Source organism: Alteribacter natronophilus (assembly GCF_006007885.1).
Classification (GTDB): domain Bacteria; phylum Bacillota; class Bacilli; order Bacillales; family Salisediminibacteriaceae; genus Alteribacter; species Alteribacter natronophilus.
This window is the reverse complement of sequence record NZ_VCRO01000001.1, coordinates 335,999-359,578: the sequence shown is the minus strand read 5'-3', so window position 1 is coordinate 359,578 and position 23,580 is coordinate 335,999. Positions and strand designations below refer to the sequence as shown.

Below are 23,580 nucleotides of genomic sequence, written 5' to 3'. Positions count from 1 at the left end.
GAGAAGTCCTTCTGCTTCTTCCTCTGCAAGTTAATCTACGAGGCTGTATGCGTCGAAGCAGCTCGAAGCAATTACAGGATGTAACGCTCGCAGCTGATGCTATTCCCGCTGGAGTCGCCGCCTTTCGCTCCAAAATTAATTTGGTCAATAACAACAACCTATACGAACACAGCCTTTTTTTAATAATTAAAACTTATATGGTCCCTTATCATTCGAAGATCTGTATTAAATCAGGTTTCTTTTTTCAGCGCAAAAAAACCAAACCTTTTTCAGGTCTGGTTTCAGGTGAACTATATGAATCCGGGTCTATTTCCGATTCCCGCGCATACACGCCTCATGAAGTGCGGACAGCTGCTGTTCAAGCTGACCGAGAAGCTGTTTTCCCTCTTCTTCTTTTATGAGATTAAGACGAATCGCAAAGTCGATCTCCCTCGAAAGCCCGAACATCTGGGTATCGAGAACTTCCTCGTAAAGAGGACACTGGGGCATCGTCAGGTTTGTCATCTGCACTTCAATAAGATTAAGAATCTTCTGAGCATCTTCTTTTAGAAGGGCATATGCTTTCTCGCTCTGTCCGGATAACGTCTCGACTGCCAAGGTCATCCCTCCTATTTCCAAAAGAAACTTTCCCTACTTATTAATAGTATCTTTTCAGCCTGAAAAATGCAACAGAATCGGCACAATCCGGCACCTGGAAAACATCAGAAGATACTCAGGTCATATCTGTGGGAGAGTGCTTCGAGTAATTTCATACCTGCAATGCTGTTTCCCTTGTCATCTAGTGCGGGTCCGTAAATTCCTATACCCTGCCCGTGGGGTATTGATGCCATAATACCACCGGAGACACCACTCTTGGCGGGAATACCCACCCGTATGGCAAACTCGCCCGATGCATTGTACATCCCGCAAGTGACCATAAAAGTTTTTAGAATACGGGCAATATGAAGAGGGATAATCTGCCTTCTTGACTGCACATGTTTTCCTTCATTTGCAATGACGTAGCCGATCTTCGCCAGGTCCTGACTGCTGACTTTAATGGCACACTGCTTCGTATAAAGATCGAGCAGATCCTCCACTTCATCGTCAAATACATTGTGCTGCCTCATAAAGTATGCAAGGGACCGGTTAAGGTCTGCTGTACGCAGCTCCGACTGTGCCACATGTTCATCATAATGGATATCGGGATTCTCAGTGAGTTCATGAATAAAGGTCAGCAGCCTGCCAAGCTTTTCTGAAGTGGAAGCTCCGCTGATCATGGATGTAACAGCAAGTGCTCCGGCATTGATCATAGGATTGAGCGGTTTATTCGGACGATGCGTTTCCAGCTTTATTATCGAATTAAACGGATCCCCAGTGGGCTCCATTCCTACTCTTGAGAAAACTTCATCCTCGCCCCGGTCCATCAGGGCCAGGGCCAGGGAAAGAACTTTCGAAATACTTTGCAGGGTAAAAGTTTCTTCGGTGTTTCCTACAGCTGCACAGGTTTCCCCACCATCGTATATTGCCAGTGTAAGTACCGAAGGATCTGCTTCAGCCAAAGCGGGAATGTAGCTTGCCACCTGGCCTTCTCCGGTGTATGTACGTGCCTCTTCGATCATGAGCTGAAGAATTTCCTGATCATCGCAGAGCATGTATGGTCCCTCCTGTCATGTTTAGTGTGACAAATCGTCATTCAGCTTTTATAATTTAGTCAGTATATGTTCTTTACCGGGCATAAGAATTGAGGAGTGAGCAGATGAGTCAGCAGGAAATGATTGTAAAAGTCAGCGGAAAAACAAAGTTTACGATAACGCTTGATCCCGGTTCATTTATTTTTGACAGCAGGAGAATAAATCTTGACCTCGATGAACAGGAGCCGGCTGTCAGCAGAAAAAATTCCTCGGCAGAAGCATGGGACCGTCATCGCTCGGGTGGAATGAAAGTCCGCAATGAAAACGAGGTGCGGGTAAACAGGGAAGAGCTTAAAACAAACAGCTTCGGCATCCCCCTCCTGCCGTTTCTGGAAAACGCTTCACCAAATGAGGATGCAAGGAGCGTAGTGTTTAAAGGCGCCAACGGTACTTCTGCGGAATTCCCACTCGGGGAGGTTAAGGAAGCCATTCTGAAATTCTCGGATAAGGGGCAGCCGCTTAAAGAGACCGGTCCCGTTCATGTTATCATGCCGGGTTCAGAAAGCCCTATTACCCACGTGGAGCAGATTCAGGTAACCTGACAATACCCAGTGATTTAATATTACCTTTTTCAGGCTCAAATAAACGGCATCTGCAGTCCCCCATTTAAAAGAGGCTTCCCTTTCACGTTTATACGTGACGGAGAAGCCTCTTATCTTATAGCTCTTTTATAACAACAATCTATACGACCACAGCCTATCTTTTCCCTGTGTCAAATTTCCGGAAGAATGCTGTTCGTTCATTTTGTACTTCTGCCCGGAACAGCCAGTTCATCTCCCGGGTAGATCAGATGATCAGGGAGACCATTGTGCCTCTTCAGCTCTTCAGCTGTGGTGCTGTATTGCTGCGCAATTGTATACAGGGTTTCACCACTTTTGACAAGATGGATACCATTATAATGAACTTTCCCGTTTTTTTCTTCTCCTATATCACTTATAAAATTCAGTATATTGTCCTCGGTCCCGTCTCCCTGTTTATCCGACTCTTTTTGATTATTCTCCTGATTATCAAGCCCCGCTGCTGCAGCAAACAGGTCCCCCGGTTTTGCATTAAGTTCCCCGCATCCGCAGGCAAGCGGTGCACCCACGGTCAAAATTCCTGCGATACCCAGAATAACAAACGCAGCAATTGCCAGTTTAATTGTGTTCATTTTTTCTCCTCCCACATCATTGTCCTTTGGTACTCTGTACCCGATTTCAAGGATTTTAGCGCCCGAATTGGAAAAACAGTTCCAATTTCCCTGAGGGCTGACATTCTATTTAATCTGCTCTGTTTTTCTGAACTTTACTGTCATTTTTCGTCCAGGCTATAGTCCTGAAATTCGCAAAATTCTTAATACAGGTTTAGACCGGGACAGGACGGGAAATTCCTTAATGTCGTTCACCAATATTCGAGGAGGTTTTTTATTTGTTCAAACGCATCGACCGTCTTCAGATTGACCTGCCAAAACCGAAACATCCCGACCCGGAGTCCGCCGGAGCCATACAGGAGCTCATGGGTGGAAGGTTCGGTGAAATGTCCACGCTGAATAACTATATGTTTCAGTCATTTAACTTCCGCAGTAAAAAGAAACTGCGTCCATTCTATGAACTGATTGCCAGCATAACGGCAGAGGAAATGGGACATGTGGAACTTGTTGCAAACACGATTAATGTATGCCTTGACGGTTCAATAGGCAATGGAAGTACAAACCCTGATGACACCCCGCTGCGTGATGCCCTCGGCATGGGTAATAAATTCAATTTTATCCTTGGTGGACAGAACGCTGTTCCTGCTGACTCCACAGGAAAACCATGGACAGGCGACAACGTGTTCTCCAGCGGCAACCTCGTGGACGACCTGCTTCATAACTTTTACCTTGAGTGCGGTGCAAGAACACATAAAATGCGAGTTTATCAGATGACCGATAACGAAGCTGCCCGGGAACTGTGCGGCTACCTTCTCGTACGGGGAAGTGTACATGCTGTAGCCTACGCAAAAGCACTGGAAGAAGTAACTGGTGTGAACATGATGAAAATGCTTCCCGTACCGAGCCTTGACAATTCAAAGTTTGATTATGCGAAAAAATATGAGGACGAAGGCTCTCACCTTAAGCTGTACCGTTTCAGTGATGACGACTATCAGCTTCTCAACCGTATCTGGAATGGACCGACTCCAATCGGACCTCCAGGTGAACTGGAAGTGGTCGATGGTACTCCTGAAGGTGGGGAAATTCCTGATTTGCAGCACATCCCCGAAGAGTTTGCCCCGGGATTCGATGAAGAGCAGTTCCTTGAACTGTCAAAACGCCTTAAATATGAAGCGGGCATGTAAAATACTCAGCAGCCCCAGGGCGGAATTCCGTCCAGAGGGGCTGCTTTTTATTACACAAGCATTACATAAAATCATTTCACAGGTACAAAAGTTGTTTTATATATAAAAAAAATATAAGATAAAAGTCAGAGGAATTAGCTGAATTCTGGCAAAAGCGGGGTAGTTTAGTAAATTCTCTGTTTTTGAAGGGACCAAATGTTCACTATTGTTAACAGAATTGAATAGGAGGCAGTAGAATGAATAATACAAAATTCATAGTTTTTATGAGTGCAATCCTGCTTTTTGCAGCAGCCGCTGCACATTTCGGTAATTTTGCCACTGCTTCAAAGACGGAGGAAGAACTCCTACAGACATATCCTGAACCGGTTATGGAGCAGGTCAGGAAAAGCCTGGGCGGCAGCAAACATAACCGTGCATATGATGAAGAAATTATGAACCTTCCCAAAGCGGAAGTTATGGATTATTATTTCGATGCCCACGGCCGTACAAAGGGGTTTGGCCCTGAAATGCGTGAAGTTGTTCTGGCTATTTACGGCATAAATCTGGATGCGATTTCGGCTATGGAAAATTCCGGAGTTACGATCTTCTCCAAAGGAACATATATTACTAAACAGCCGCATGATTTATTTGAACTGCGTTCAAATCACGATGATTCCGATGTCACGATTTCAATTACCGATTATTATAAAGAAGTTACGGGTTCAGCTGTCTTTCCGAAAGAGCTCGGCGTAAAGCTGGAGGAGCTGGCAGGCTCCGAATTCCGGCTTCTCGACAGCGGGGAAGCTTACTATTTCGATAACAAGGTACCAATTCCCGATGAAGACAAACATCCAATCATGGGCACACTTCTTCGGTATATCGAAACAAATTACAGCAAACACCTAAATAACTGATTATAAAACTGATGCCATCTGCATACTGCTGAGGCATTGGTTTTTTTGTCCTGAGTTTTCCACTGCATGAAAAAGCCTTCGTATAAACTTCCGCAATACTGCACTGAACCAATGACATTCGCAGAAAAAACGCCTCCGGAAATTTCCGGGGCGTTTTTTATTATCCTCTTACTATTTAACTGTCCCTGCCTTCTCACGTGCAGGTGGTGCGTGAAGAGCTTTTCCGTTGAGCCCTTCCGCTGCTTCAAGCCAATTTTCATTCAGGCTTGGATGCGGGTAGTATGGAGCCGCCAGGTCTTCATCCCGGGCGACGAGCTCAAGTGCTGTGATTCCACTGGAAATCAGCTCCACAGCCCCTGCACCGATACTGTGAAAACCGAGAAGAAGATCAGTTTCACTGCATGCCACAATCTTTGTTTTCCCTTCCTTCTCCCCTGAGAGTCCGGCAAAACCGTTTCCTGCAGCTGCTGCTTCACTCACTTTAACGCTGTAGCCCTGCTCTCTCGCTTCCGCTTCCGTTAACCCTGCACTGGCGACAGGAGGGTCGGAATGGACGACCTTCGGAATTAATGCAAGATTACATTCAGCCGGGGTTCCACAGGCATTATCCGCTGCTGTTTTACCCTGTTTGAGTGCTTTTACGGCCAGTGCCGGCCCCGGGGTAATATCACCTGCAGCAAACAGGTTCGGTACATTGGTTCTGCAGCGGCTGTCGACCTCAATGTGGCCTGACTCCAGGACGTTTACACCGGCACGGTCCAGACCGAGGTTTTCCGTAAGCGGACGCTGAACACCGCTTACATAGAGATGGGATCCCTCTGCCTCTTCCCTTCCTTTTCCGGTTTCAAAAGTAACCTGAACACGTCCGTCATGCTGCTCCGTACCAATCATGCGGGCTTCTTTAACAAACTTGATTTTTCTTTTTTTCATGATTCTCTGAAGTTCTTTTTCAATGGATTCATCGAACCCGAAAGTATCCCTGTCAGCAAGAAAGGTAACCTTCGAGCCCAGTGCCCGATACCCGAAAGCTGCTTCAAGGGCAATATAGTCAGATCCGCAGACGATAAGGTGTTCGGGGACCTCTTTCAGGCCGAAGACTGTTTTTCCGTCAAGCACATATTCACCTTCAGCCCAGACAGGCAGCTCCGTCCGGCTTCCAACAGCTACCACAGCCTGCTTAAAACGATACGTATCAAACTGGTGCCCATGCTCCACACCAATTCTGTCATCGGAAAGAAACGAAGCTTCCCCTTCGATCACTTCAATTTTGTGTGCTTTACAGAGGCTTTCCACACCCTTTTTAAGTCCTTCAACCACATGGTCCCGCCATTCAAGCATTTTGCCGGTGTTAAAAGTTATTTCCTGCGCCTCAACACCAAATTGGGACGCTTTTTTTACACCTGCGTATGCAGAAGAACTATGGGTAAACACTTTGGAGGGTATACAGCCCTCGTTCAGACACACACCCCCGAGGTTCTTCTTCTCCACAAGGACGACATCCATCCCGGCCCCGGCTGCACGGATCGCAGCCGAATAACCTGCAGGACCCCCTCCAATCACAATCAGGTCACGTTCCTGTACGAGTTCGCCGACTACCATCTATACCATCTCCAGCATCATTTTAGCAGGGTTTTCAATTAAACCTGCAAAACGGTTTGTAAAGGCCACTGCAGTTGCGCCATCAGCAACACGGTGATCAAAGCTCATGGACAGGTTCATCATGGACCGGATAACAATTTCATCATTTCTGACGACAGGCATTTTCTTCGTTTTATGAAACGCAATCAGTGCTGTTTCCGGTTCGTTAATGACCGGTGTGGCGCCTGTACTTCCAAGCGGGCCTACATTACTGACCGTAAACGTTCCCCCTGTTAATTCTTTCTTAGTCAGGCTGTTTTCCTTTGCCATTTTCATTACACGCTTGATTTCACTGTCAAGACGGGAAATGGATAGACGTTCCGTACCGTGAACAACCGGAACGATCAGCCCTTCTTCCGTATCAGCGGCAAAACCAATGTTATACGTTTTTTTCAGTTCGATCTGCTCTTTATCCTCGTGAAGTATAGCGTTAAAAACAGGATAATCTTTCAGTGCCATTGCAAGTGCTTTTGCAAAAAATGCGGCAGCTCCAGGCGCACTTCCTTCCTCTTCCTTGATTTCCTCCCTGAGTGCAATCAGATTGGTCAGATCCACTTCATCAAAGTGTGTCACGTGGGGAATCGTCTTGAGAGAGTGCGTCATTTTCTTCCCGATCTGCTTTCTTCGACCCCGGTAGGGAATCATTTCGGATTCTTCCAGGGTGGCTTCAGCCGTCTGAACGGCCTCCCTGGATTTATCTTCCACGGAAGAATACGGTGCGGGCTGATCGGACAAGCCTCCGGAGTCCCGGAACGCCAGTACATCATCATCTGTTACTCTTCCGGCAGGACCAGTCCCTTTCACCTCTTCAATATCAATGCTGTTTTCAAGTGCCAGTCTCCTTGTATAAGGGGTGGCCAGTACTCTGTTTGTACTCGGGGCACTGCGGTTTTTGTCGATCCGCATTTTGAACGTTGTCTGTTCCCCCGATTTTTCAGCTTTTGCCTGCGGCTCGCTCTTTTTCACCTCAGTACCGGAAGTGCTGCCGGCCTTTTCCAGTACAATCACCGTTGTCCCGACACTGACGACCTCTCCCACTTCTGCTTTAATTTCCTTAACCGTTCCTGCCACGGGGGAGGGAAGCTCTGCTGAAACTTTATCCGTCTGAACTTCCACCAGAGGCTGGTCAACAGAAACACTGTCTCCGACATTTACAAGGAACTGGGAAATTTCCCCTTCGGTCATCCCTTCACCGACATCATGCAGCTTTACTTCAACCATGGCTGATCCCTCCTCCTAAAAAGTTACTGATTTTTTTATGGCGTGAACGATGCGCTCCGGTGTAGGCAGGTACTCCTCTTCAAGGGAGAAAAACGGAAACGGAGTATCAAAACCGGCCACTTTACTGACAGGAGCCCTTAGATAAAGGAACGCTTCCTCATTAATAACCGAAAGAACATCGTTTCCGACTCCACCTGTTTCGGGAGCTTCATGGACAATGACGGCTCTCCCCGTTTTCTGCACGGACTCAGCAATCAGGTCCTTATCAAGAGGATAAAGGGTGCGAAGATCCAGAAGTTCGCAGGAAATTCCTTCGGCTTCCATTTTCTCAACGGCCTTCTGTGCTGTTGCGACCATATTACCCCATGCAATAACGGTAACGTCTTCCCCCTCAGTGAGTTTTGCTCCTTTTCCAAGTTCGACCGTGTATTTTTCCTCAGGTACGTCATCTTTAAAGGCCCGGTAGCTCCGCATCGGCTCCATAAACAGTACCGGATCCGGGTCTTCAATGGCTGCGATGAGCAGGCCCTTGGCATCATAAGGATTCGATGGCACTACAACCTTCATCCCGGGCATATGGGTAAAAAGGGATTCACAGCTGTCCGAATGTATTTCCGGGGCGCGGATGCCGCCTCCGTATGGTGCGCGGATTACCATCGGCACGCTGTAGCGGCTGAGTGTACGGCTTCTGATCCTCGAAGCGTGTGTCATGATCTGCTCATAGGCAGGATACACAAAGCCAAGAAACTGCATTTCGGCAACCGGACGGAATCCGTTAATAGCAAGTCCTATTGACGTGCCGACAATTCCTGCTTCAGCAAGGGGGGTATCCATAACCCGGTCCTCGCCAAATTCTGCCGCAAGCCCGTCTGTAGCACGGAAAACACCGCCGTTCTGTCCCACGTCCTCGCCAAGCACAAGAACTTCCTCGTGCTCTTTCAGCATCGTTCTCAGTCCGTCGGTGACAGCCTGAACGAGCGTCAGTTTATTTGTTTTTATTTCAGCTGCTGTCTTCATACGGTTTCCCCCCGTTTAAAGGTTAGATAGTCTTCGCGCTGTTTTTCAATCGTCCAGACCGGTTCTTTAAATACATGGCCGAACATATCGTTTATATCTGCGTCAGGAAATGCTTCCATTTCCTCTACCGCCTGTTCAATTTCACGGTCACACTGCGCAGTAACGTCCTGTTTCCACTGTTCATCGAAAAAGCCCTGTTTTTCCATGTACCGTTCCAGCCGGAGAAGGGGATCAATTTTATTTCTTTTTTCTTCGCTTACCTGCTGGTCCCGGTATTTTGTCGGATCATCGGCTGTTGTATGAGCGCCGTAACGCCACGTTACAGCTTCAATTAATGTCGGTCCTTCTCCCCGTCTGGCCTTTTCCACTGCTTTTTTCGTCTCAAAGTAGACAGCCAGTACATCGTTTCCATCTACCCGGACTCCATCCATATCGTACGCCAGTGATTTCTGCGCAATGGTTTTGGAATTCATCTGCTTTTCAATTGGAACACTGATGGCATAGCCGTTATTCTGATTAAAAAAGACCACAGGAGCTTTAAAGACACTGGCGAAATTCAGTCCTTCGTGAAAATCCCCTTCACTTGTGGCTCCATCACCGAAATAGGCTATTGACACACGGTCTGTGCCTTTCCTTTTCTCGGCCATGGCTGCACCTGTTGCGTGAGGAAGCTGAGTGGCAATCGGCACCGCAGGAGGAAAGATATTTTTGCCTTCAGGCGGTACACAGCCTTCCACACGGCCTTTCCAGTACAGCATGATCGTAGTCACTGAGTGGCCGAACGTGAGTGTGGCCCCATGATCCCGGTATGTTGGAAACATCCAGTCTCCTTCACCCAGCGCACTTGCACTTCCTACCTGGGAAGCCTCCTGTCCTTCGAAAGGAGCATAGGTGCCGATTCGGCCCTGACGCTGGAGATTCACACTTTTCTTATCAAGAGTCCGGGCCCGGAGCATCTTCCCGTATAAATCTTTAACAAGTTCCTCACTCAGGTCATAGCTGTCATCTGTGATATTGCCCTCACCATCAAGAACCTGTCTGATCGGAAATTCTTTTTCCATTATGCAGTCCCTCCATTACCCAAATCAGCAGCGCACCTGCCATTTGAGCCGTTTTTTATGAGAAAAGAAGCTGTTTCGTTTTTTCCTGCTTTCAATCCGGTCTTCGCAAAACGCACTTGCTGCTGCTTCAGTGGAAATATTCTTGAGATCCGACTGGAGATAAATCTCTGTCAGAGTCTCATAGATCGCTTTTGTTCCCCTGAGAACCCGTTCCTTGTTCGGCCCGTACAGTTCATCCGCCACCTGGATCAGTCCGCCGCTGTTGACAATATAGTCCGGGCCGTACAGGATCCCCTTTTCTTTCAGCAGATCCGCATGGCGGGGTTCAAGAAGCTGATTGTTTGCTGAACCGACAACTGCCTCAAACTTAAACCTCCCGATGGTTTCATCGTTCAGAATGCCCCCGAGTGCGCAGGGAATAAATATATCAGCCTCTACGCTGTAGATCTCAGAACCTTCAACGATATGAACCTTACCCCCAAGCTGTTCAGCCCTCAGGGAAATATTCACAAGCGCCTCCTGATTAATATCGGAAACATAGATCTCGGCTCCTTCGGAAAGGAGCGTTTCAGCCACTTTAAACCCTACTTTGCCCAGCCCCTGAATGGCATAACGCTTACCGGAAAGAGATTCGGTACCGTAAAGCATTTTCGAGGTTGCCTTCAATCCGTATACCACTCCGAGAGAGGTAGGGACAGAAGAGTCCCCGCTCCCGCCATAAGCCTCCGGAACACCGACAATGCAGTTCGTTTCCTTACGTGCATGGACAAAATCGTCCGGGGTCGTTCCCATATCCGTACCCGTGTAAAATCTTCCGTTAAGAGATTCCACAAACTGGCCGAATGCACGGAAAAGCTCAGGTGAACGGTCTGTTTCCGGATCTCCAATGATAACGGCTTTTCCTCCTCCAAAGTCCACGTCGGCAGCTGCACACTTGTAGGTCATCCCCCTGGAAAGTCTCAGTACGTCCTCAAGTGCTTCATCCACGTTCCGGTATGGCCGCATCCGGCAGCCTCCGAGCGCCGGTCCCAGAGTGGTGTTGTGAATTGCGATAATCGCTTTCAGACCCGTGTCTTCGTCGTTGCAGAATACAACCTGTTCATGATCACTGATTCGTTCAAAAGATAGCATCCTTTACTCCCTCCTGGCAGCAGGCGTAAACGCTTTCATTTCTGTGCGGTTTTTGCCTGCTCTATGCTGGCTGAAATCTGTTCCTTCTGCAGAATAAACTGCGTGACTTCTCCTTTTCCGACGAGAGTTCCATGATGCGTAATTTCGAGTTCGCACACAATTTTATTCCCCTTAAGCTCTGTCAGGGTTGCTTCGGCCTGAAGCTCTTCCCCTGCCGGTACCGGGCTTATATGCCGGACTTTAACATCCGCCCCGATCCCTTCCTCGTGTTCTTCTATGTACGGCAGGATAATCTGTCTGGCACACCATTCCATATGATAGACCATCGAAACAGTAGAATAGGCAGGGTGAACAATCTGCCCTTCGAACTGAGCGTACATATCCGGTGTCACATGAATATCGATAACGGCTTTCTGACCGATTTCCATCCCTGGTTTCAACTCACAGCACCTCCAGTTTAATGACGTATCTATAACGATAGAATAACATTGCGTTATAGATTGGTCAATTACATTTCATAATTTTCAGATTTGTATAAACAAAAATATCACACAAAAAAAGACACCCGCGAATCGGGTGTCTTAAACCTGGGCTGCAAGTGTATTATCTGTCCCGGACCTTTCCGCTTTTAAGCTTTAAAGCGGAACCTGTCCGCATCATTGCGGTTTCTGCATCAGAAACCATCTGCTGAAAAAGATCCTCAACCGAAGGAATTGATTTTACAAGACCTGCGATCTGTCCTCCATTCAGGTGACCTTCCCCAAGCTTCCCATCAATCGCTCCTGCTACGTGCCGTCTTTCATCCGTCATAGAGTCATACTCCTCTCCGGATACTCCCGCCTGCTCGCTGGCAATCAGCTTTTCGGCGTATGGTGTTTTCAGCAGCCTGCGAACCTTTCCGAACGCCCTTCCTGTGACAACAGTACCCGTATCATCGCTTTCAAGAAGCCGCTTTTTATATTCTGCATGAACGAGCGCCTCTTTCGTCGCTATTAATCTCGTGCCCATCTGCACCCCCTCTGCTCCAAGGCACAAAGCAGCTGCCACGCCTCTTCCATCTCCTATTCCTCCTGCTGCAATCAGGGGGACGGATACGTGGTCGGCTATCTGGGGAATGAGTGTCATCGTTGTGGTTTCGTGGACAGAATTGATTCCTGCTGCTTCATAGCCTTCTGCAACGATCAGATCCGCTCCTGCCTCTTCCGCTTTCACTGCCTGCTTTACGGAAGCTGCAACTGTAATCACTTTGATACCCGCTTCCTTAAACATCGGGATCAGCGGTTTCGGATTTCCTGCGGAAAGACTTACTGCCGGAACCTTCAAATCTATGATTAAATCAGCTATTTCCTTCGCCTGCGGATGTACGCGAATAGGAAGATTCACAGCAAAAGGACAGTCTGTCATTTCTTTTATTTTCCGAATATGTTCTTTTACTGCTTCAGGCGTCATGGTTCCTGCTCCCAGCGTTCCAAGGCCTCCTGCATTCGAAACGGCAGCTGTAAGCTCCGCGTGGCTGATATTTCCCATTCCCCCTTGTATGAATGGGTATTTTATATGTAACAGACCATTTACTCTACTCATTTTTCTCCCTCCGTGAAAAAAATGTTATACTTGAGTCTACCATAAAAACAGGAGGCGTTTCTATGATCTATCCTTATAACGGTAAAAGCCCGGAAGTGCACGAAAGTGTTTTTGTGGCTCCCGGCGCCCACATTATTGGTGATGTTGCGATCGGAGAGGAATCCAGCATATGGTTTAACGCAGTGTTAAGAGGGGACGAAGCCCCGATCCGCATCGGTAAAAAATGCAATGTTCAGGATAACTCCACTCTTCATCTCTTCGATAAGTACCCTCTCGTGCTTGAAGACGAAGTTTCCATTGGTCACAACGTCATTCTTCACGGCTGTACGATCCGCCAGGGAGCCCTTGTCGGCATGGGTGCCACCATTCTGGATGGGACCGAAATCGGAGAATGGTCTCTCATCGGAGCCAATACATTTATCCCGTCCGGAAAAAAAATCCCGCCACGCTCTCTCGTTCTCGGGTCACCCGGAAAAGTCGTGCGTGAACTGACAGATGCAGACTATGAACTGATCCGCCTCACAATCGATACATATCGTCAGAAGGCGAAGGAATTTAAAGAACAGCTTTAGAATTTTCAGTTCGCTCTTTTTGTTAAGTTTTTTTCGGAAAGATAGTTGTTTTATTCCGCTGCATGCGGACGTTTTCCGCGGGCATCACAATCAGCCAGGGCAAATTCCTGCTTCTTCCTCTGCCAGTTAAGCTCCGATCCGGCTCCGTCCAAGCAACTCGAAGATTGCTCAAGGAGTAAAGGCTCGTTGCTGGAGTCGCAGCCCTTCGCTCCGTAATTATTTTTAAAAAGCAGCAGTTTATGCGATCACACCAGGAATCTTACAGCTGATCCTCTGGGCAGTTACCGGGGTCAGCTGTTTTTTATTTCATTTTTCTTTTTATAAACCACTCGATCACCGGCCACGGGAGCAGCGCCTTAAGTGCAATAAGCGTCCGCACTCCTTTTCCAGTCTGGTAACGGAACCGTGGTTTTTCTGTTCTGCAGATTTTTCCAATGAGCTTTGCCACATCGCCGGGATCGGCTGCCGTTTTGGACGAGTGCTCCGCGAGACTGTACATGGATTTGAGTACAGGCTCATAATCCTCTGGCACATCCATTTTTGCCTGTTTCATCCCCTTTTCCCAGATTGCTGTCTTATAGGAACCCGCTTCGATGAGTGAGACGTAAATGTTCTGTGAAAGAAGTTCAAGCCGCAGTGATTCACTGTAGCCGGAAAGAGCATGCTTTGAAGTGACGTAAGGACCCAGTGCAGGAAAACCGAACCGGCCGCTGATACTGCCGAGATTAATAATTTTCCCTCCGCCTTTTTTCTGCATGGAGGGAAGAAAGGCTCCTGTCACACATGCGACCCCAAGCACATTTGTTCCGATCTGCTGTTCCCAGTCATTACAGGTAAGGGTTTCTGTGATCCCTCCCAGGCTGTAGCCGGCGTTATTTATCAGCACATCAGGTGCCCCAAACCGCTCCAGGACTTCGTTGCGGACTTTTTCGATCTGTTCGTGGACGTTCACATCCAGTTCCATAACTGTAATTCGTTTTTCAATCCCGGCTTTCCTGGCCCGTTGCCGGAGCCGCGTACCGTTTACTTTTTTTCTCATCGTTGCAATAACGGTGTATCCATCTTCGGCAAGCAGCAGAGCTGTCTCCATTCCAAAGCCACTCGATGTGCCGGTGATGAGTACTGTTTTATCGTTCATGGGAAAGGCTCCTTTCCGGGGTCAGTGCTTGACGGTTCTTTATCCTGCAGGGCAGCTTTCCGGTGGCGCTCTGTTGCTGACTGTTTTATATATTTCCTTACTGTTCCTATTATTTCCTTATTGGCCTTTCCATTGCAGTTCACCGTGTTCTCAATGTGACTGCCCGATCAGTATGGCATTCGTGCTTTGGCGGCCAGACCTGCTCCGGCGCAGGCTGCGGCTGTAACGAGATAAATGTACCATGGCGGATCGTATGCAAACAGGTCCCTGTATTCGAGCAGCAGCCAGATTAGAAGAATCATATACGCTGCCTGCGGGATCATCGCCAGCCAGGGAATTTTAAACCTTGTAAATGCACTGTATTTCATCAGCCGAAGTGTCAGCAGCGTCACAAAACCTCCAACAAGCAAAACAGGAACAAAAAGAAGAAACGTTGTGTTAAAAGTGTTCGGCAGAAACAGTTTCATGACCCCGTCGAAGGCGAGCAGGACCCCCGCCGCAAAAAATGAAAGATAAGTAAATGATAGCACCTGCGTTTTCATAGTCTGTTTCGGAAGCTGTGCGGCGAGCTCAGCCGCGTATTCTTTCGGGCTCTTTCCGTAAAGGGCCTGCGGGCTCTTCCCTTCTTTCTGGGCTTCAAAGAGATGGTCAAGAATTTCGCTGAACATTTCCTGTGCAGCCCGTTCATCTGCGTCGCCTGCGTTTATATAGACATTCAGTTCATTATAAAAATCCCTGTGTTTACCGGTAAGGTCTTTCGCCCGTTCGCGGTTCTGTTTATGCAGTTCATAACCTGTCATTGTGCTTTCTCCCTTTCCGATTCCAGAATTGCCGTGACGGCCTTTTCAAGCTCACACCACTCCTCTTTGAACGCCTCAAGCGCACGCCCCCCCTTTTCTGTAAGCTCATAATATTTCCGGCTCGGGCCGCTTTGGGAAGGAACCATTTTCCCTTTAATCAGTTCCTCTTTCTGAAGTCTGAGAAGAACCGGGTATATGGACCCTTCACTGATTTCCCCCAGTCCCTTTCTGCTTAGAAGCACGCTTAGTTCGTATCCGTAGGCGGGTTTCCTGTGAATCAGGGCAAGAATACAGCCTTCCAGTATACCTTTTAAAAGCTGACTTTTTGAAAACATGAAACCTGCCCCCTTTTTCAGTATTATGTATAACAAGATAGTGGAACAAAAAAGGAGGTATCTTGTAAAACAAAATACCGCCTGATTGATACGTTATCACAGCACTGAATTTTCCGTCAATCATTATTTCCCGGATTTACGGCATAAAAAAGCCGACCGGGAGGATGTACCGGTCAGCTCAATGGCCTCATGCTATACGTTTACTTCTGCAAGGTTCTTTTTGATTAAATCGGCTGTGAGCTGGCCTGACAGTGTTACCATCGGCACACCGCCCCCGGGATGAGTGGAACCGCCAACAAAATAAAGGTTGTCGTAAAGGTCACTTCTGCTCGGGATTTTAAACCCTCCGTTTTTCTTCTTATCTGCTGCTACACCGTAAATGGACCCACCATTCGCCCCGTAGAGACTCTGAAGGTCATCAGGGATAAACTGATACTCAAACTCAATTGCCTCACGGAGCCCCGTCAGTCCCTGCCTCTCCAGTTTGGCAATGACTTTTTCCCGGTATGATTCCCGGTATTCTTCCCACGATTCGCCCTTTTTCAGTGGCGGCACATGAGTCAGCACGAACAGGTTCTCTTTACCTTCAGGCGCCTGGGATGAGTCTGACTTTGCCGATACGCCTATGTAGACCGTCGGATCATCTGCCGGAACGCCATCGTCATATATCTGGCGGAATTCGTTTTCCATATCTTCTGCAAAGAAAAAGTTATGATGAGCCAGCTGCGGATACTTTCTATTTACACCGAGCAGAAGAACAAGACCGGATACCGATGGGATAAAGTCCTTCTCCAGCTCTGCTGCTCTTTTCACAGAAACCGAAGGCTCAACCAGTGATTCATAGGCAGGAATCACTTCCAGGTTGGAAACAATAAGATCGGCCTCTTCAACTGTACCGTCTGCCAGTTCCACCCCTGATGCCCTGTTTCCTTCCGTCACAATACCGGTCACTTCTGCATCTGTAACTACTTCGGCTCCAAGTTCATCAAGCAGTTTCAGCATGCCGCGGGCTATATTGTACATACCGCCTTCCACATAATGAACACCGATACCAAGCTGTACATAGGCGAGCTGAGAAAGCACAGCCGGTGCATGGTAAGGAGACGAACCCACGTACATAGCAAGGAAATTAAACATCTGCTGAATCCGTTTGTCTTTAAAATATCTTCCCGTTCCGTCTGCCACTGTCCTCATCGGATCAAAGCCGAGCAGTTCCTTAAGGGAATGAAGCTGACGCAGCTCCGAAAGGCCGGAAATACTTTCTTTATAAAAGCTCTTTCTGCAGAGCTCGTACAGATCCTGTGTATATTGCAGATAATCGAAATATTTTCTGGCATCAGCCGGGTTTACCTGCTTCAGTTCATGGAGCATCTGCGGAATGTCTGCCACCATGTCCATACAGGTCCCGTCTTCAAAAAAGCAGCGCCATCCGGGTTCAATCCGGGTGATTGTCATATAGTCCGAGAGGTCTCTTCCGGCACTTTTGAACAGCTTTTCCAGAACCCACGGCATCGTCAGGATGGATGGGCCGGTATCAAACGTATACCCCTTACCGGATCGCTGGTTCAGCTTTCCTCCGGCACGTTCATTTTTTTCCAGAACCTTTACCTCGTGTCCATCCGAGGCAAGACTGATCGCGGCAGACAATCCCCCGAGTCCTCCTCCAATTACAGCTACCCGTTTTTTTCCCATCCACGTTCCTCCTCTGAAGATTTAATAATGTGAATATCCCCTTACGTCAGTCTTTGGTTCCTAAGGTTGAGCTGAACGCCATCCGCTCGCTTTCCGCGGCGGTGCCGGCAAGCCTCCACGGGCTTTGCCCTGCGGGGTCTCGCCAGGCCCCATGCCGCCGGAGTCTCGCTGCTGGCGTTCAGCTGCGCGAGACCAGAGGTTTACTGACTGAAAGGTATACACATTTTTAATAAACATAAGGAATAAAGCGATATCGTGAGGAACACCATGTCTGGTATCCTTCGCCAAGAGCATCTGTAAGCATTCGCTCTTCCAGCTTCATCCGTATGAGCAGTGCAGGCAGTACAAAGACGATTACAGCTGCCAGTCCGGCTGCGCTCCCCATGTAAAGAGCTATTCCGGCTGTACAGAAAAGAAGCGCAGTGTACAGAGGATGTCTGAGGGTCCGGTAGGGACCGGAGCTCACAAGGTCCACTGCTGATTCCACCGCTACATCCCGGGAGAACATTCTTCCGAGCTTAAGAATCCCCCAATACCTGAGTGCGACTCCCCAACTGTAGAGAAGAAGCCCGGACATCAGGAGGGTTCCATGCTCCTGAAGACGGAAAAAAACCAGTTCACGGCTTGTAACTGAAATAATCACAGAGCCGGATACAGCAGCCGCGATCCAGACGAACGATTGTTTCTCCCGTTTCGTCCCTTCTTTCGGCTTACGGTCCCTGAACAGAACAAACTCCATCAGCCAGACTGCTGTAATAAGGAAAAACAGAAGATCCCACCACAAGTCACGATCCCTCCCCCTATACTTTCACCACTTATATTGGATACCCTTTCCAGAATAGATGTAACCCTGTTTATCTTTCTCCGGCGCCGGGTGCGAATCCTCCTTTGAGTGTCAGTACGAAAAAAAGGAGACCGCCGCGGAAGGTGGTGTCTCCCGGGACGGTCTCCAGTAATCCGTTTACTTTTCATTTGCCATTAAAGGATGGCTGAATGCATTGTATTCACGGCTTCGCTTTGTAATTTCATTAGCCTCTTTAAATACAGATTCAAAAAACCTGCTTGCAGGTTCAGCGAGTGCACGGTAATAGTCGCTGAAAAGAGCTGCTGCATAAACGCCAAGCCACTGATCAGGAAGCAGTTCATCAGGAAGACCGGGGTCCACAAAAAGAAATTTGCGGTATTCATGGACGAGCTTCGTTCTTTCCACAAAACATTCCCCGTCGGTCATATGTCCTTTTTCAATCTTATTCTTATCGATGATGAACTTTTGACTGTACCTGGAGATAAATGCCTGGTATTTTTCATTAATCTCATTCAGGTTCCAGCTCTCGGCCACAACATCCCTGCTCGTACGCGGTCCCTTATGTTCTGAAACGAAGAAATGGACGTACTCTTCTATTCCATACTTTGCAATAAGGTCGCCCACCTGTTTCTCAAGTGGATTGGGACTGATCCAGCAGCTGTTTGAAAGGGTTCCGAATCCGCTCCAGACAAGCTCTTTACGCAGCTCATCCCTGAGGTTTCGCCTCGATTCGGGGATCGTGTACATGAGCATACGCCATTTCCCGTCCCAGCTCCCGTTTCTGAGTTTGAAAATCCGCTCCGCTGCTTCATTCATCCGGCTGATTCCCCGGTCCGTTAGAAAGTAAAAGCTTTTATTCCCTTCCTTTCTCGATTGAACCCAACCCTGTTTATTCATTCGCGAGATTGCAGCGCGAATCGACTGTTCATTATGACCGAATTCCTTCAGAAGCTGAATCAGACTACCAATCCAGATTTCATTTCCATAGTGACGGATATAATCCCCGTACAGTGTAAAAATCATTGATCTTGTATTCAGACTTTCTTCCATTGTTCAAAACCTTCTCTCTTTCCGGTAAAGACTCCCTCTGGTATCCCACAATTATAGACGAATAAATAAAGGATGTAAATTTAACGTCCGGCGAAAATTACGTAATACCCGTCCTGCGTTACTGCGGCTTTTTGACAATGAGACTGATTCCCTGCCCCACACCTACGCACATCGTTGCAAGGCCGTGATGAACATCCCTGCGTTTCATTTCGTGTACGAGCGTAGTCAGTATGCGGGCACCGCTTGCTCCAAGAGGGTGGCCGAATGCGATGGCACCTCCATTCACATTCACTGTATCAGGAGAGAGATCCAGCTGCCTTATACATTCGATGGACTGCGAGGCAAAAGCTTCATTCAGCTCTGTCAGACCAATATCCCCTGCGTTAAGACCCGCTCTTTCAAAAGCCTTCCGTGTGGAGTGAATCGGCCCGGTCCCCATAATCGCCGGCTCGGTCCCAGCTGCAGCTGACGTCACATATTCCGCAAGTGGTTCAAGTCCAAGAGCTGCTGCTTTATCGCTGCTCATGATCAGGAGTGCCGAGGCACCATCATTCACTCCCGAGGCATTCCCGGCAGTTACTGAGCCCCCTTCAAACAGAGGAGGGAGTGTCGCAAGCTTATCCGGCGTCACTTCCGGCCGCGGATGCTCGTCCGCTTCCACAGTAACCATGTTTCCTTTCCGGTCTGTCCAGGAGACGGGCACCAGTTCATCGGCAAATCTTCCCGATTCCACCGCTTCCTTGGCTTTCATCTGACTCTGATAGGCAAAGGCATCCTGGTCTTCCCGTGAAACGTTAAATCTCTCCGCTACATTATCGGCGGTCTGAGGCATAGAATCGGTTCCATACATCTCTTTCAGCTTCTTATTTACAAAACGCCACCCGATCGTTGTGTCATGGAGAGTGGTATCACCTCTTGGAAACTCCCTCTCGGGTTTCGCCATGACAAGAGGGGCCCGTGTCATACTCTCGGTTCCTCCTGCTATAAACACATCCCCTTCTCCTGCCAGCACAGCACGGAAGGCGTAAACAGCTGCATCAAGACCTGACCCGCACAGGCGGTTGACTGTCGTTGCTGCCGCTTCAACTGGAAGTCCAGCAAGAAGTGCTGACATACGGGCCACATTCCGGTTGTCCTCCCCTGCACCATTGGCATTCCCCATGACGACTTCTTCAATATCAGCAGGGTCAAGAGCCGGATTCCGCTCCAGAAGCGCCCTGATGACAACGGCCCCGAGATCATCCGGCCGTACCGACTTCAGCCCACCTTTATACCGTCCGATCGGTGTTCTTACGGCATCAACAATTACAGGTCTGCTCATCTTACTTCCTCCCTGTGTGCGGTATAATCAAAAACCCCTTTTCCGGATTTTCTGCCGAGCCTTCCTGCCTTTACATACTTCACCAGAAGCGGACACGGACGGTATTTTTCCCCAAGAGTTTTATGAAGGTAGTTCAGATTGTTCAGGCGAGTATCCAGACCTACGAGATCCCCGAGTTCAAATGGTCCCATCGGATAGTTCAGCCCCAGTTTGATGGCACGGTCAATTTCTTCAGCTGAGCCTACTCCTTCCTGAAGCATATAGAACGCCTCATTGCCCACAAGCGCACTGATCCGGCTTGTTACAAAGCCCGGGAACTCGTTAACCACAACGGTTTCCTTCCCCATCCTGCCGGCTGTCCAGTCTGCCGCCTCCGCCGTACTGTCACTGGTCTCCAGACCTCTTACTATCTCAACCAGAGGCATTTTATGAACCGGGTTAAAGAAATGCATGGCAATCGTCTGTTCAGGACGGGAAGTGAAAGAACCAATCTCTGTGGGGCTCATTGTAGACGTGTTGGTTGCAAAAAGACACTCCTTTGGTGCACACCTGTCAAGTTCCACAAAAACCTGCTGCTTGATTGCAATATCCTCTGGAACTGCTTCTATTATAAGATCAGCCTGCCGGGCACCTTCTTCCATGGAGCTTGAAAAAAGCAGTCTTCCTTTTGCTTCAGATGCCTGTTCAGAGGTAAGCTTCCCCCGCTCTACTCCTTTGTGGAACGTTCGGTCAATTTCACTTTCCGCCCCTTCAAGTGCACGCACATTAATATCCACCAGAATGGTCTGAAAACCTGCCGCGGCACTCACATAGGCAATTCCGCGTCCCATCACGCCGGAACCGATCACAGCTATTGTATTTACCGGATTATTCAATGTATTCATACGGGCCTCCTGTATTTTTTTCTGAACGATGATGAAAAAAGGGGAGCGCTGTACCTAGCGCCCCCAAAAATGTTTTTCAGTGAGTAAAGAACAAAAAGTTTCCCTTAACCTTTAGAACCTACAGTCCGAACAGGTTGAGATGACGCTTGCCGGAGTAGGAAAGTACGCTTTTCGTTTCCATGTAAAGGTCAAGAGTTTCCGCGCATACTTCCCGTCCGATCCCGGACTGTTTGTATCCGCCGAATGGCGTACCTGCAAACACAGAGATCGGACAGTTTACCATAACCGTACCGGCCTGAAGACCGCCTGCTACTCTGGTGGCGCGCCCGTGGTCCTTCGTCCAGACAGCCGCAGCAAGGCCGTATTTGGAATCATTCGCCATTGCCAGACCCTCTTTTTCATCCTTGAACGGCATTACAACAACGACCGGACCGAAGATTTCCTCCTGTGCAATTTCCATGTCGTTTGTGACATTGGTAACGATCGTCGGCGCGTACCAGAATCCTTCTTCGTGGCCATCAGGTCTGATCTGCTCTCCACCGGTTACGACTTTGGCACCGTCCTTAACAGCACGCTGAACGTACCCGTCAATCACATCAACCTGATCCTGGCTGATAATGGACCCGAGGTGTGTCCCTTTGTCCAGAGGGTTTCCGACCTGAAGCTTTTTCGTTTTTTCCGTGAACTTCTCCATGAATTCATCATAGATGTCTTCGTGAACAAACAGGCGGGAACGGGCTTCACAGGACTGACCTGTGTTGTTGAAAATTCCGAACAGGCTGCCGTCTACGGCTGCATCCAGGTCTGCGTCTTCAAAAACGAGACTCGGAGATTTTCCGCCAAGCTCGAGAGTCACCCGTTTCAGTGATTCAGAAGCTTTCGCCATAATGTCTTTCCCTGTCTTTGTTTCACCTGTGAATGCAACTTTGTCCACACCGTCGTGGTCGATGAGAGCAGAACCTACGGTCGATCCCGGCCCGGTAATGACGTTTACAACACCTTCAGGGACACCTGCTTCATGGCAGATTTCAGTGAGAATAATAGCTGTGAGTGGTGTCAGGCTTGCAGGTTTCAGTACGATGGAACATCCTGTTGCAATAGCGGGAGCCACTTTCCATGAAGCCATCATGAACGGATAGTTCCACGGAATAATCTGTGCGGCCACACCAATCGGTTCTTTCTGGGTGTAATTCAGAAAACCGCCCGGCACATTGTTAACTGATCCTGTATTTGTACTGATGGCACCTGCGTAGAATTCGAACACCTCGATCGAAGCCATCACCTGTCCCTGGGCAGCACCGAGGCTCTTACCGCTGTTAAGCACCTCAAGTTCCACCAGTTCATTAAACCGGGAACGCATAATTCCGGCAATCTTATTCAGTACACGTGCCCGTTTCCCCGCCGGGAAGCGCTTCCACTTCCCATGATCAAAAGCCTGTCTGGCAGCAGCAACCGCCCGGTCCACATCTTCTGTGCCTGCCTTCGTTACTTCGGCAAGAGGCTTGCCTGTTGCGGGATTATACGTGACAAATGTCTCCTTGGACGTACTGTCCGTAGACTCTCCGTTAATAATCATCTGGTACATGTCACGCTTCATCGTTTCACTGCCAATTGTTTTCTCTTCTACACTTTTTACCACAATCGATCCCTCCAGGTAATGGATTACGGCTGATGCCGTTATGTTATTTTCCAGAATATTCCGGTGTGCGCTTGGCGAAAAAGGCGGTCATTCCTTCTTTATGGTCCTTTGTCAGCCCTGCCGTCCGCTGGGCATATGCTTCATATTCAAGCATATCGTTTAAATCATGGTCCCAGCTTTTGTATAAGTATCGCTTAATAAGTCCTACAGCCTTGGTCGGCATCGAAGCAAGCCTTTCAGCAAACTGCTTCACTTCATCGTGGTACGAACCTTCAGGATAAACAGCAGTAACAAGACCGATTTCCTTTGCCTCCGCCGCCTTGATTTTTTCACCCAGTACGGCCAGTTCCATCGCTTTTGCGTGACCGACGAGACGCGGAAGATAAAAGAGGTTCCCCGAATCCGGTACAAGCCCTATATGGATAAAAGCTTCCACAAAGCTTGCTTTTTCCGATGCAATCCGGAAATCAGATGCCAGGGCCACACTCATACCGGCGCCGGCTGCCACTCCGTTAACTGCTGCAACAATCGGCTTTTCAAGAGCTGCCATCTCCCTGATCATCGGGTTATACCTTTTGCGGAGAAATTCTGCATGATCGGTTTCCTCGTTTACTCCTGCGAGATCCTCCCCTGCCGAAAATGCACGGCCGCTCCCGGTAATGACAACACAGCGGATATCATCGTCTTTTCGGATCAGCTTCAGCGCCTTCGTGACTTCTCTGTTCATCGTTTCAGTAAAGGCGTTCAGCTTGTCCGGGCGGTTCAGCGTGATCCAGGCAACATGGTTTTCAACCTGATACTCAATTGTTTCAAACATGT

Annotated in this window: 24 protein-coding genes; 4 read left to right on the top strand and 20 right to left on the bottom strand. The window is 48.5% G+C overall.

The window, feature by feature from the left end; all coding sequences use genetic code 11:
• Nucleotides 1-306: 306 nt before the first annotated feature.
• Both FGB90_RS01875 and glsA read right to left on the bottom strand, forming a co-directional pair.
• Nucleotides 307-603 carry an Fpa/YlaN family protein gene (locus FGB90_RS01875; RefSeq protein ID WP_438502667.1) on the bottom strand — a complete coding sequence of 99 codons (297 nt, stop codon included), beginning with the start codon at nt 601-603 and terminating at the stop codon, nt 307-309.
• Between the two features lie 98 nt (nt 604-701).
• Entirely contained in the window at nt 702-1,631 is a 930-nt protein-coding gene (gene glsA / locus FGB90_RS01870; protein WP_138808872.1) for a glutaminase A, read from the bottom strand.
• A 104-nt stretch (nt 1,632-1,735) separates the two neighbouring features.
• Here glsA and FGB90_RS01865 point away from each other — a divergent pair, with 104 nt between their 5' ends.
• On the top strand, nt 1,736-2,212 hold the full coding sequence (locus FGB90_RS01865) for a molybdopterin-binding protein (protein ID WP_138808871.1): 477 nt from the start codon (nt 1,736-1,738) through the stop codon (nt 2,210-2,212).
• Between the two features lie 197 nt (nt 2,213-2,409).
• Here FGB90_RS01865 and FGB90_RS01860 read toward each other — a convergent pair whose 3' ends face one another.
• Nucleotides 2,410-2,820, bottom strand: a complete 411-nt coding sequence (locus FGB90_RS01860) for a LysM peptidoglycan-binding domain-containing protein (protein ID WP_138808870.1) — start codon at nt 2,818-2,820, stop codon at nt 2,410-2,412.
• Nucleotides 2,821-3,077: 257 nt separating this feature from the next.
• Here FGB90_RS01860 and FGB90_RS01855 point away from each other — a divergent pair, with 257 nt between their 5' ends.
• Together FGB90_RS01855 and FGB90_RS01850 are read left to right on the top strand one after the other, a co-directional pair.
• Nucleotides 3,078-3,983: a manganese catalase family protein gene (locus FGB90_RS01855; protein WP_138808869.1), complete on the top strand. Its 906-nt coding sequence runs from the start codon at nt 3,078-3,080 to the stop codon at nt 3,981-3,983.
• Between the two features lie 236 nt (nt 3,984-4,219).
• Nucleotides 4,220-4,876, top strand: coding sequence for a hypothetical protein (locus FGB90_RS01850; protein WP_138808868.1), 657 nt, complete (start codon nt 4,220-4,222; stop codon nt 4,874-4,876).
• A 171-nt stretch (nt 4,877-5,047) separates the two neighbouring features.
• On the opposite strand, the gene FGB90_RS01845 is transcribed toward FGB90_RS01850, so the two are convergent.
• The 7 genes from FGB90_RS01845 to FGB90_RS01815 form a co-directional block, all read right to left on the bottom strand.
• Nucleotides 5,048-6,475, bottom strand: a complete 1,428-nt coding sequence (locus FGB90_RS01845) for a dihydrolipoyl dehydrogenase family protein (RefSeq protein WP_138808867.1) — start codon at nt 6,473-6,475, stop codon at nt 5,048-5,050.
• Entirely contained in the window at nt 6,476-7,735 is a 1,260-nt protein-coding gene (locus tag FGB90_RS01840; protein WP_138808866.1) for a dihydrolipoamide acetyltransferase family protein, read from the bottom strand.
• Nucleotides 7,736-7,750: 15 nt separating this feature from the next.
• Complete coding sequence (locus tag FGB90_RS01835) at nt 7,751-8,752, bottom strand: alpha-ketoacid dehydrogenase subunit beta (protein WP_138808865.1); 1,002 nt, start codon at nt 8,750-8,752, stop codon at nt 7,751-7,753.
• A complete protein-coding gene (gene pdhA / locus FGB90_RS01830) occupies nt 8,749-9,813 on the bottom strand; it encodes a pyruvate dehydrogenase (acetyl-transferring) E1 component subunit alpha (protein WP_138808864.1) in 1,065 nt (354 codons plus the stop codon). Before pdhA ends, FGB90_RS01835 begins: the two co-directional genes overlap by 4 nt.
• Before the next feature lie 24 nt (nt 9,814-9,837).
• Entirely contained in the window at nt 9,838-10,944 is a 1,107-nt protein-coding gene (locus FGB90_RS01825; RefSeq protein ID WP_138808863.1) for a Leu/Phe/Val dehydrogenase, read from the bottom strand.
• Nucleotides 10,945-10,979: 35 nt separating this feature from the next.
• Nucleotides 10,980-11,384, bottom strand: coding sequence for a thioesterase family protein (locus FGB90_RS01820; RefSeq protein WP_138808862.1), 405 nt, complete (start codon nt 11,382-11,384; stop codon nt 10,980-10,982).
• 163 nt (nt 11,385-11,547) lie between these two features.
• On the bottom strand, nt 11,548-12,525 hold the full coding sequence (locus FGB90_RS01815) for an NAD(P)H-dependent flavin oxidoreductase (RefSeq protein WP_138808861.1): 978 nt from the start codon (nt 12,523-12,525) through the stop codon (nt 11,548-11,550).
• Between the two features lie 62 nt (nt 12,526-12,587).
• Between FGB90_RS01815 and FGB90_RS01810 the strand changes: the two genes are divergently transcribed.
• Nucleotides 12,588-13,097 carry a gamma carbonic anhydrase family protein gene (locus tag FGB90_RS01810; RefSeq protein ID WP_138808860.1) on the top strand — a complete coding sequence of 170 codons (510 nt, stop codon included), beginning with the start codon at nt 12,588-12,590 and terminating at the stop codon, nt 13,095-13,097.
• A 301-nt stretch (nt 13,098-13,398) separates the two neighbouring features.
• Here FGB90_RS01810 and FGB90_RS01805 read toward each other — a convergent pair whose 3' ends face one another.
• From FGB90_RS01805 to FGB90_RS01760, 10 genes are all read right to left on the bottom strand, one after another.
• Nucleotides 13,399-14,235: an SDR family NAD(P)-dependent oxidoreductase gene (locus FGB90_RS01805; RefSeq protein ID WP_138808859.1), complete on the bottom strand. Its 837-nt coding sequence runs from the start codon at nt 14,233-14,235 to the stop codon at nt 13,399-13,401.
• 167 nt (nt 14,236-14,402) lie between these two features.
• Nucleotides 14,403-15,035: a DUF1129 family protein gene (locus tag FGB90_RS01800; protein WP_138808858.1), complete on the bottom strand. Its 633-nt coding sequence runs from the start codon at nt 15,033-15,035 to the stop codon at nt 14,403-14,405.
• Entirely contained in the window at nt 15,032-15,370 is a 339-nt protein-coding gene (locus FGB90_RS01795; RefSeq protein WP_138808857.1) for a PadR family transcriptional regulator, read from the bottom strand. The genes FGB90_RS01800 and FGB90_RS01795 overlap by 4 nt, the downstream gene beginning before the upstream one ends.
• Before the next feature lie 192 nt (nt 15,371-15,562).
• On the bottom strand, nt 15,563-17,062 hold the full coding sequence (locus tag FGB90_RS01790) for a phytoene desaturase family protein (RefSeq protein WP_138808856.1): 1,500 nt from the start codon (nt 17,060-17,062) through the stop codon (nt 15,563-15,565).
• Nucleotides 17,063-17,288: 226 nt separating this feature from the next.
• A complete protein-coding gene (locus FGB90_RS01785) occupies nt 17,289-17,846 on the bottom strand; it encodes a methyltransferase family protein (RefSeq protein ID WP_138808855.1) in 558 nt (185 codons plus the stop codon).
• Nucleotides 17,847-18,023: 177 nt separating this feature from the next.
• Entirely contained in the window at nt 18,024-18,917 is an 894-nt protein-coding gene (gene paaX / locus FGB90_RS01780; RefSeq protein WP_171051663.1) for a phenylacetic acid degradation operon negative regulatory protein PaaX, read from the bottom strand.
• A 118-nt stretch (nt 18,918-19,035) separates the two neighbouring features.
• The gene (locus FGB90_RS01775; protein WP_138808854.1) at nt 19,036-20,238 is read right to left on the bottom strand and encodes a thiolase family protein; all 1,203 of its coding nucleotides are present in this window, start codon (nt 20,236-20,238) and stop codon (nt 19,036-19,038) included.
• The gene (locus tag FGB90_RS01770; RefSeq protein WP_138808853.1) at nt 20,235-21,122 is read right to left on the bottom strand and encodes a 3-hydroxyacyl-CoA dehydrogenase; all 888 of its coding nucleotides are present in this window, start codon (nt 21,120-21,122) and stop codon (nt 20,235-20,237) included. Before FGB90_RS01770 ends, FGB90_RS01775 begins: the two co-directional genes overlap by 4 nt.
• Before the next feature lie 118 nt (nt 21,123-21,240).
• On the bottom strand, nt 21,241-22,719 hold the full coding sequence (locus FGB90_RS01765) for an aldehyde dehydrogenase family protein (protein WP_138809935.1): 1,479 nt from the start codon (nt 22,717-22,719) through the stop codon (nt 21,241-21,243).
• An 85-nt stretch (nt 22,720-22,804) separates the two neighbouring features.
• On the bottom strand, nt 22,805-23,578 hold the full coding sequence (locus FGB90_RS01760) for an enoyl-CoA hydratase-related protein (protein WP_138808852.1): 774 nt from the start codon (nt 23,576-23,578) through the stop codon (nt 22,805-22,807).
• Nucleotides 23,579-23,580: the final 2 nt, after the last annotated feature.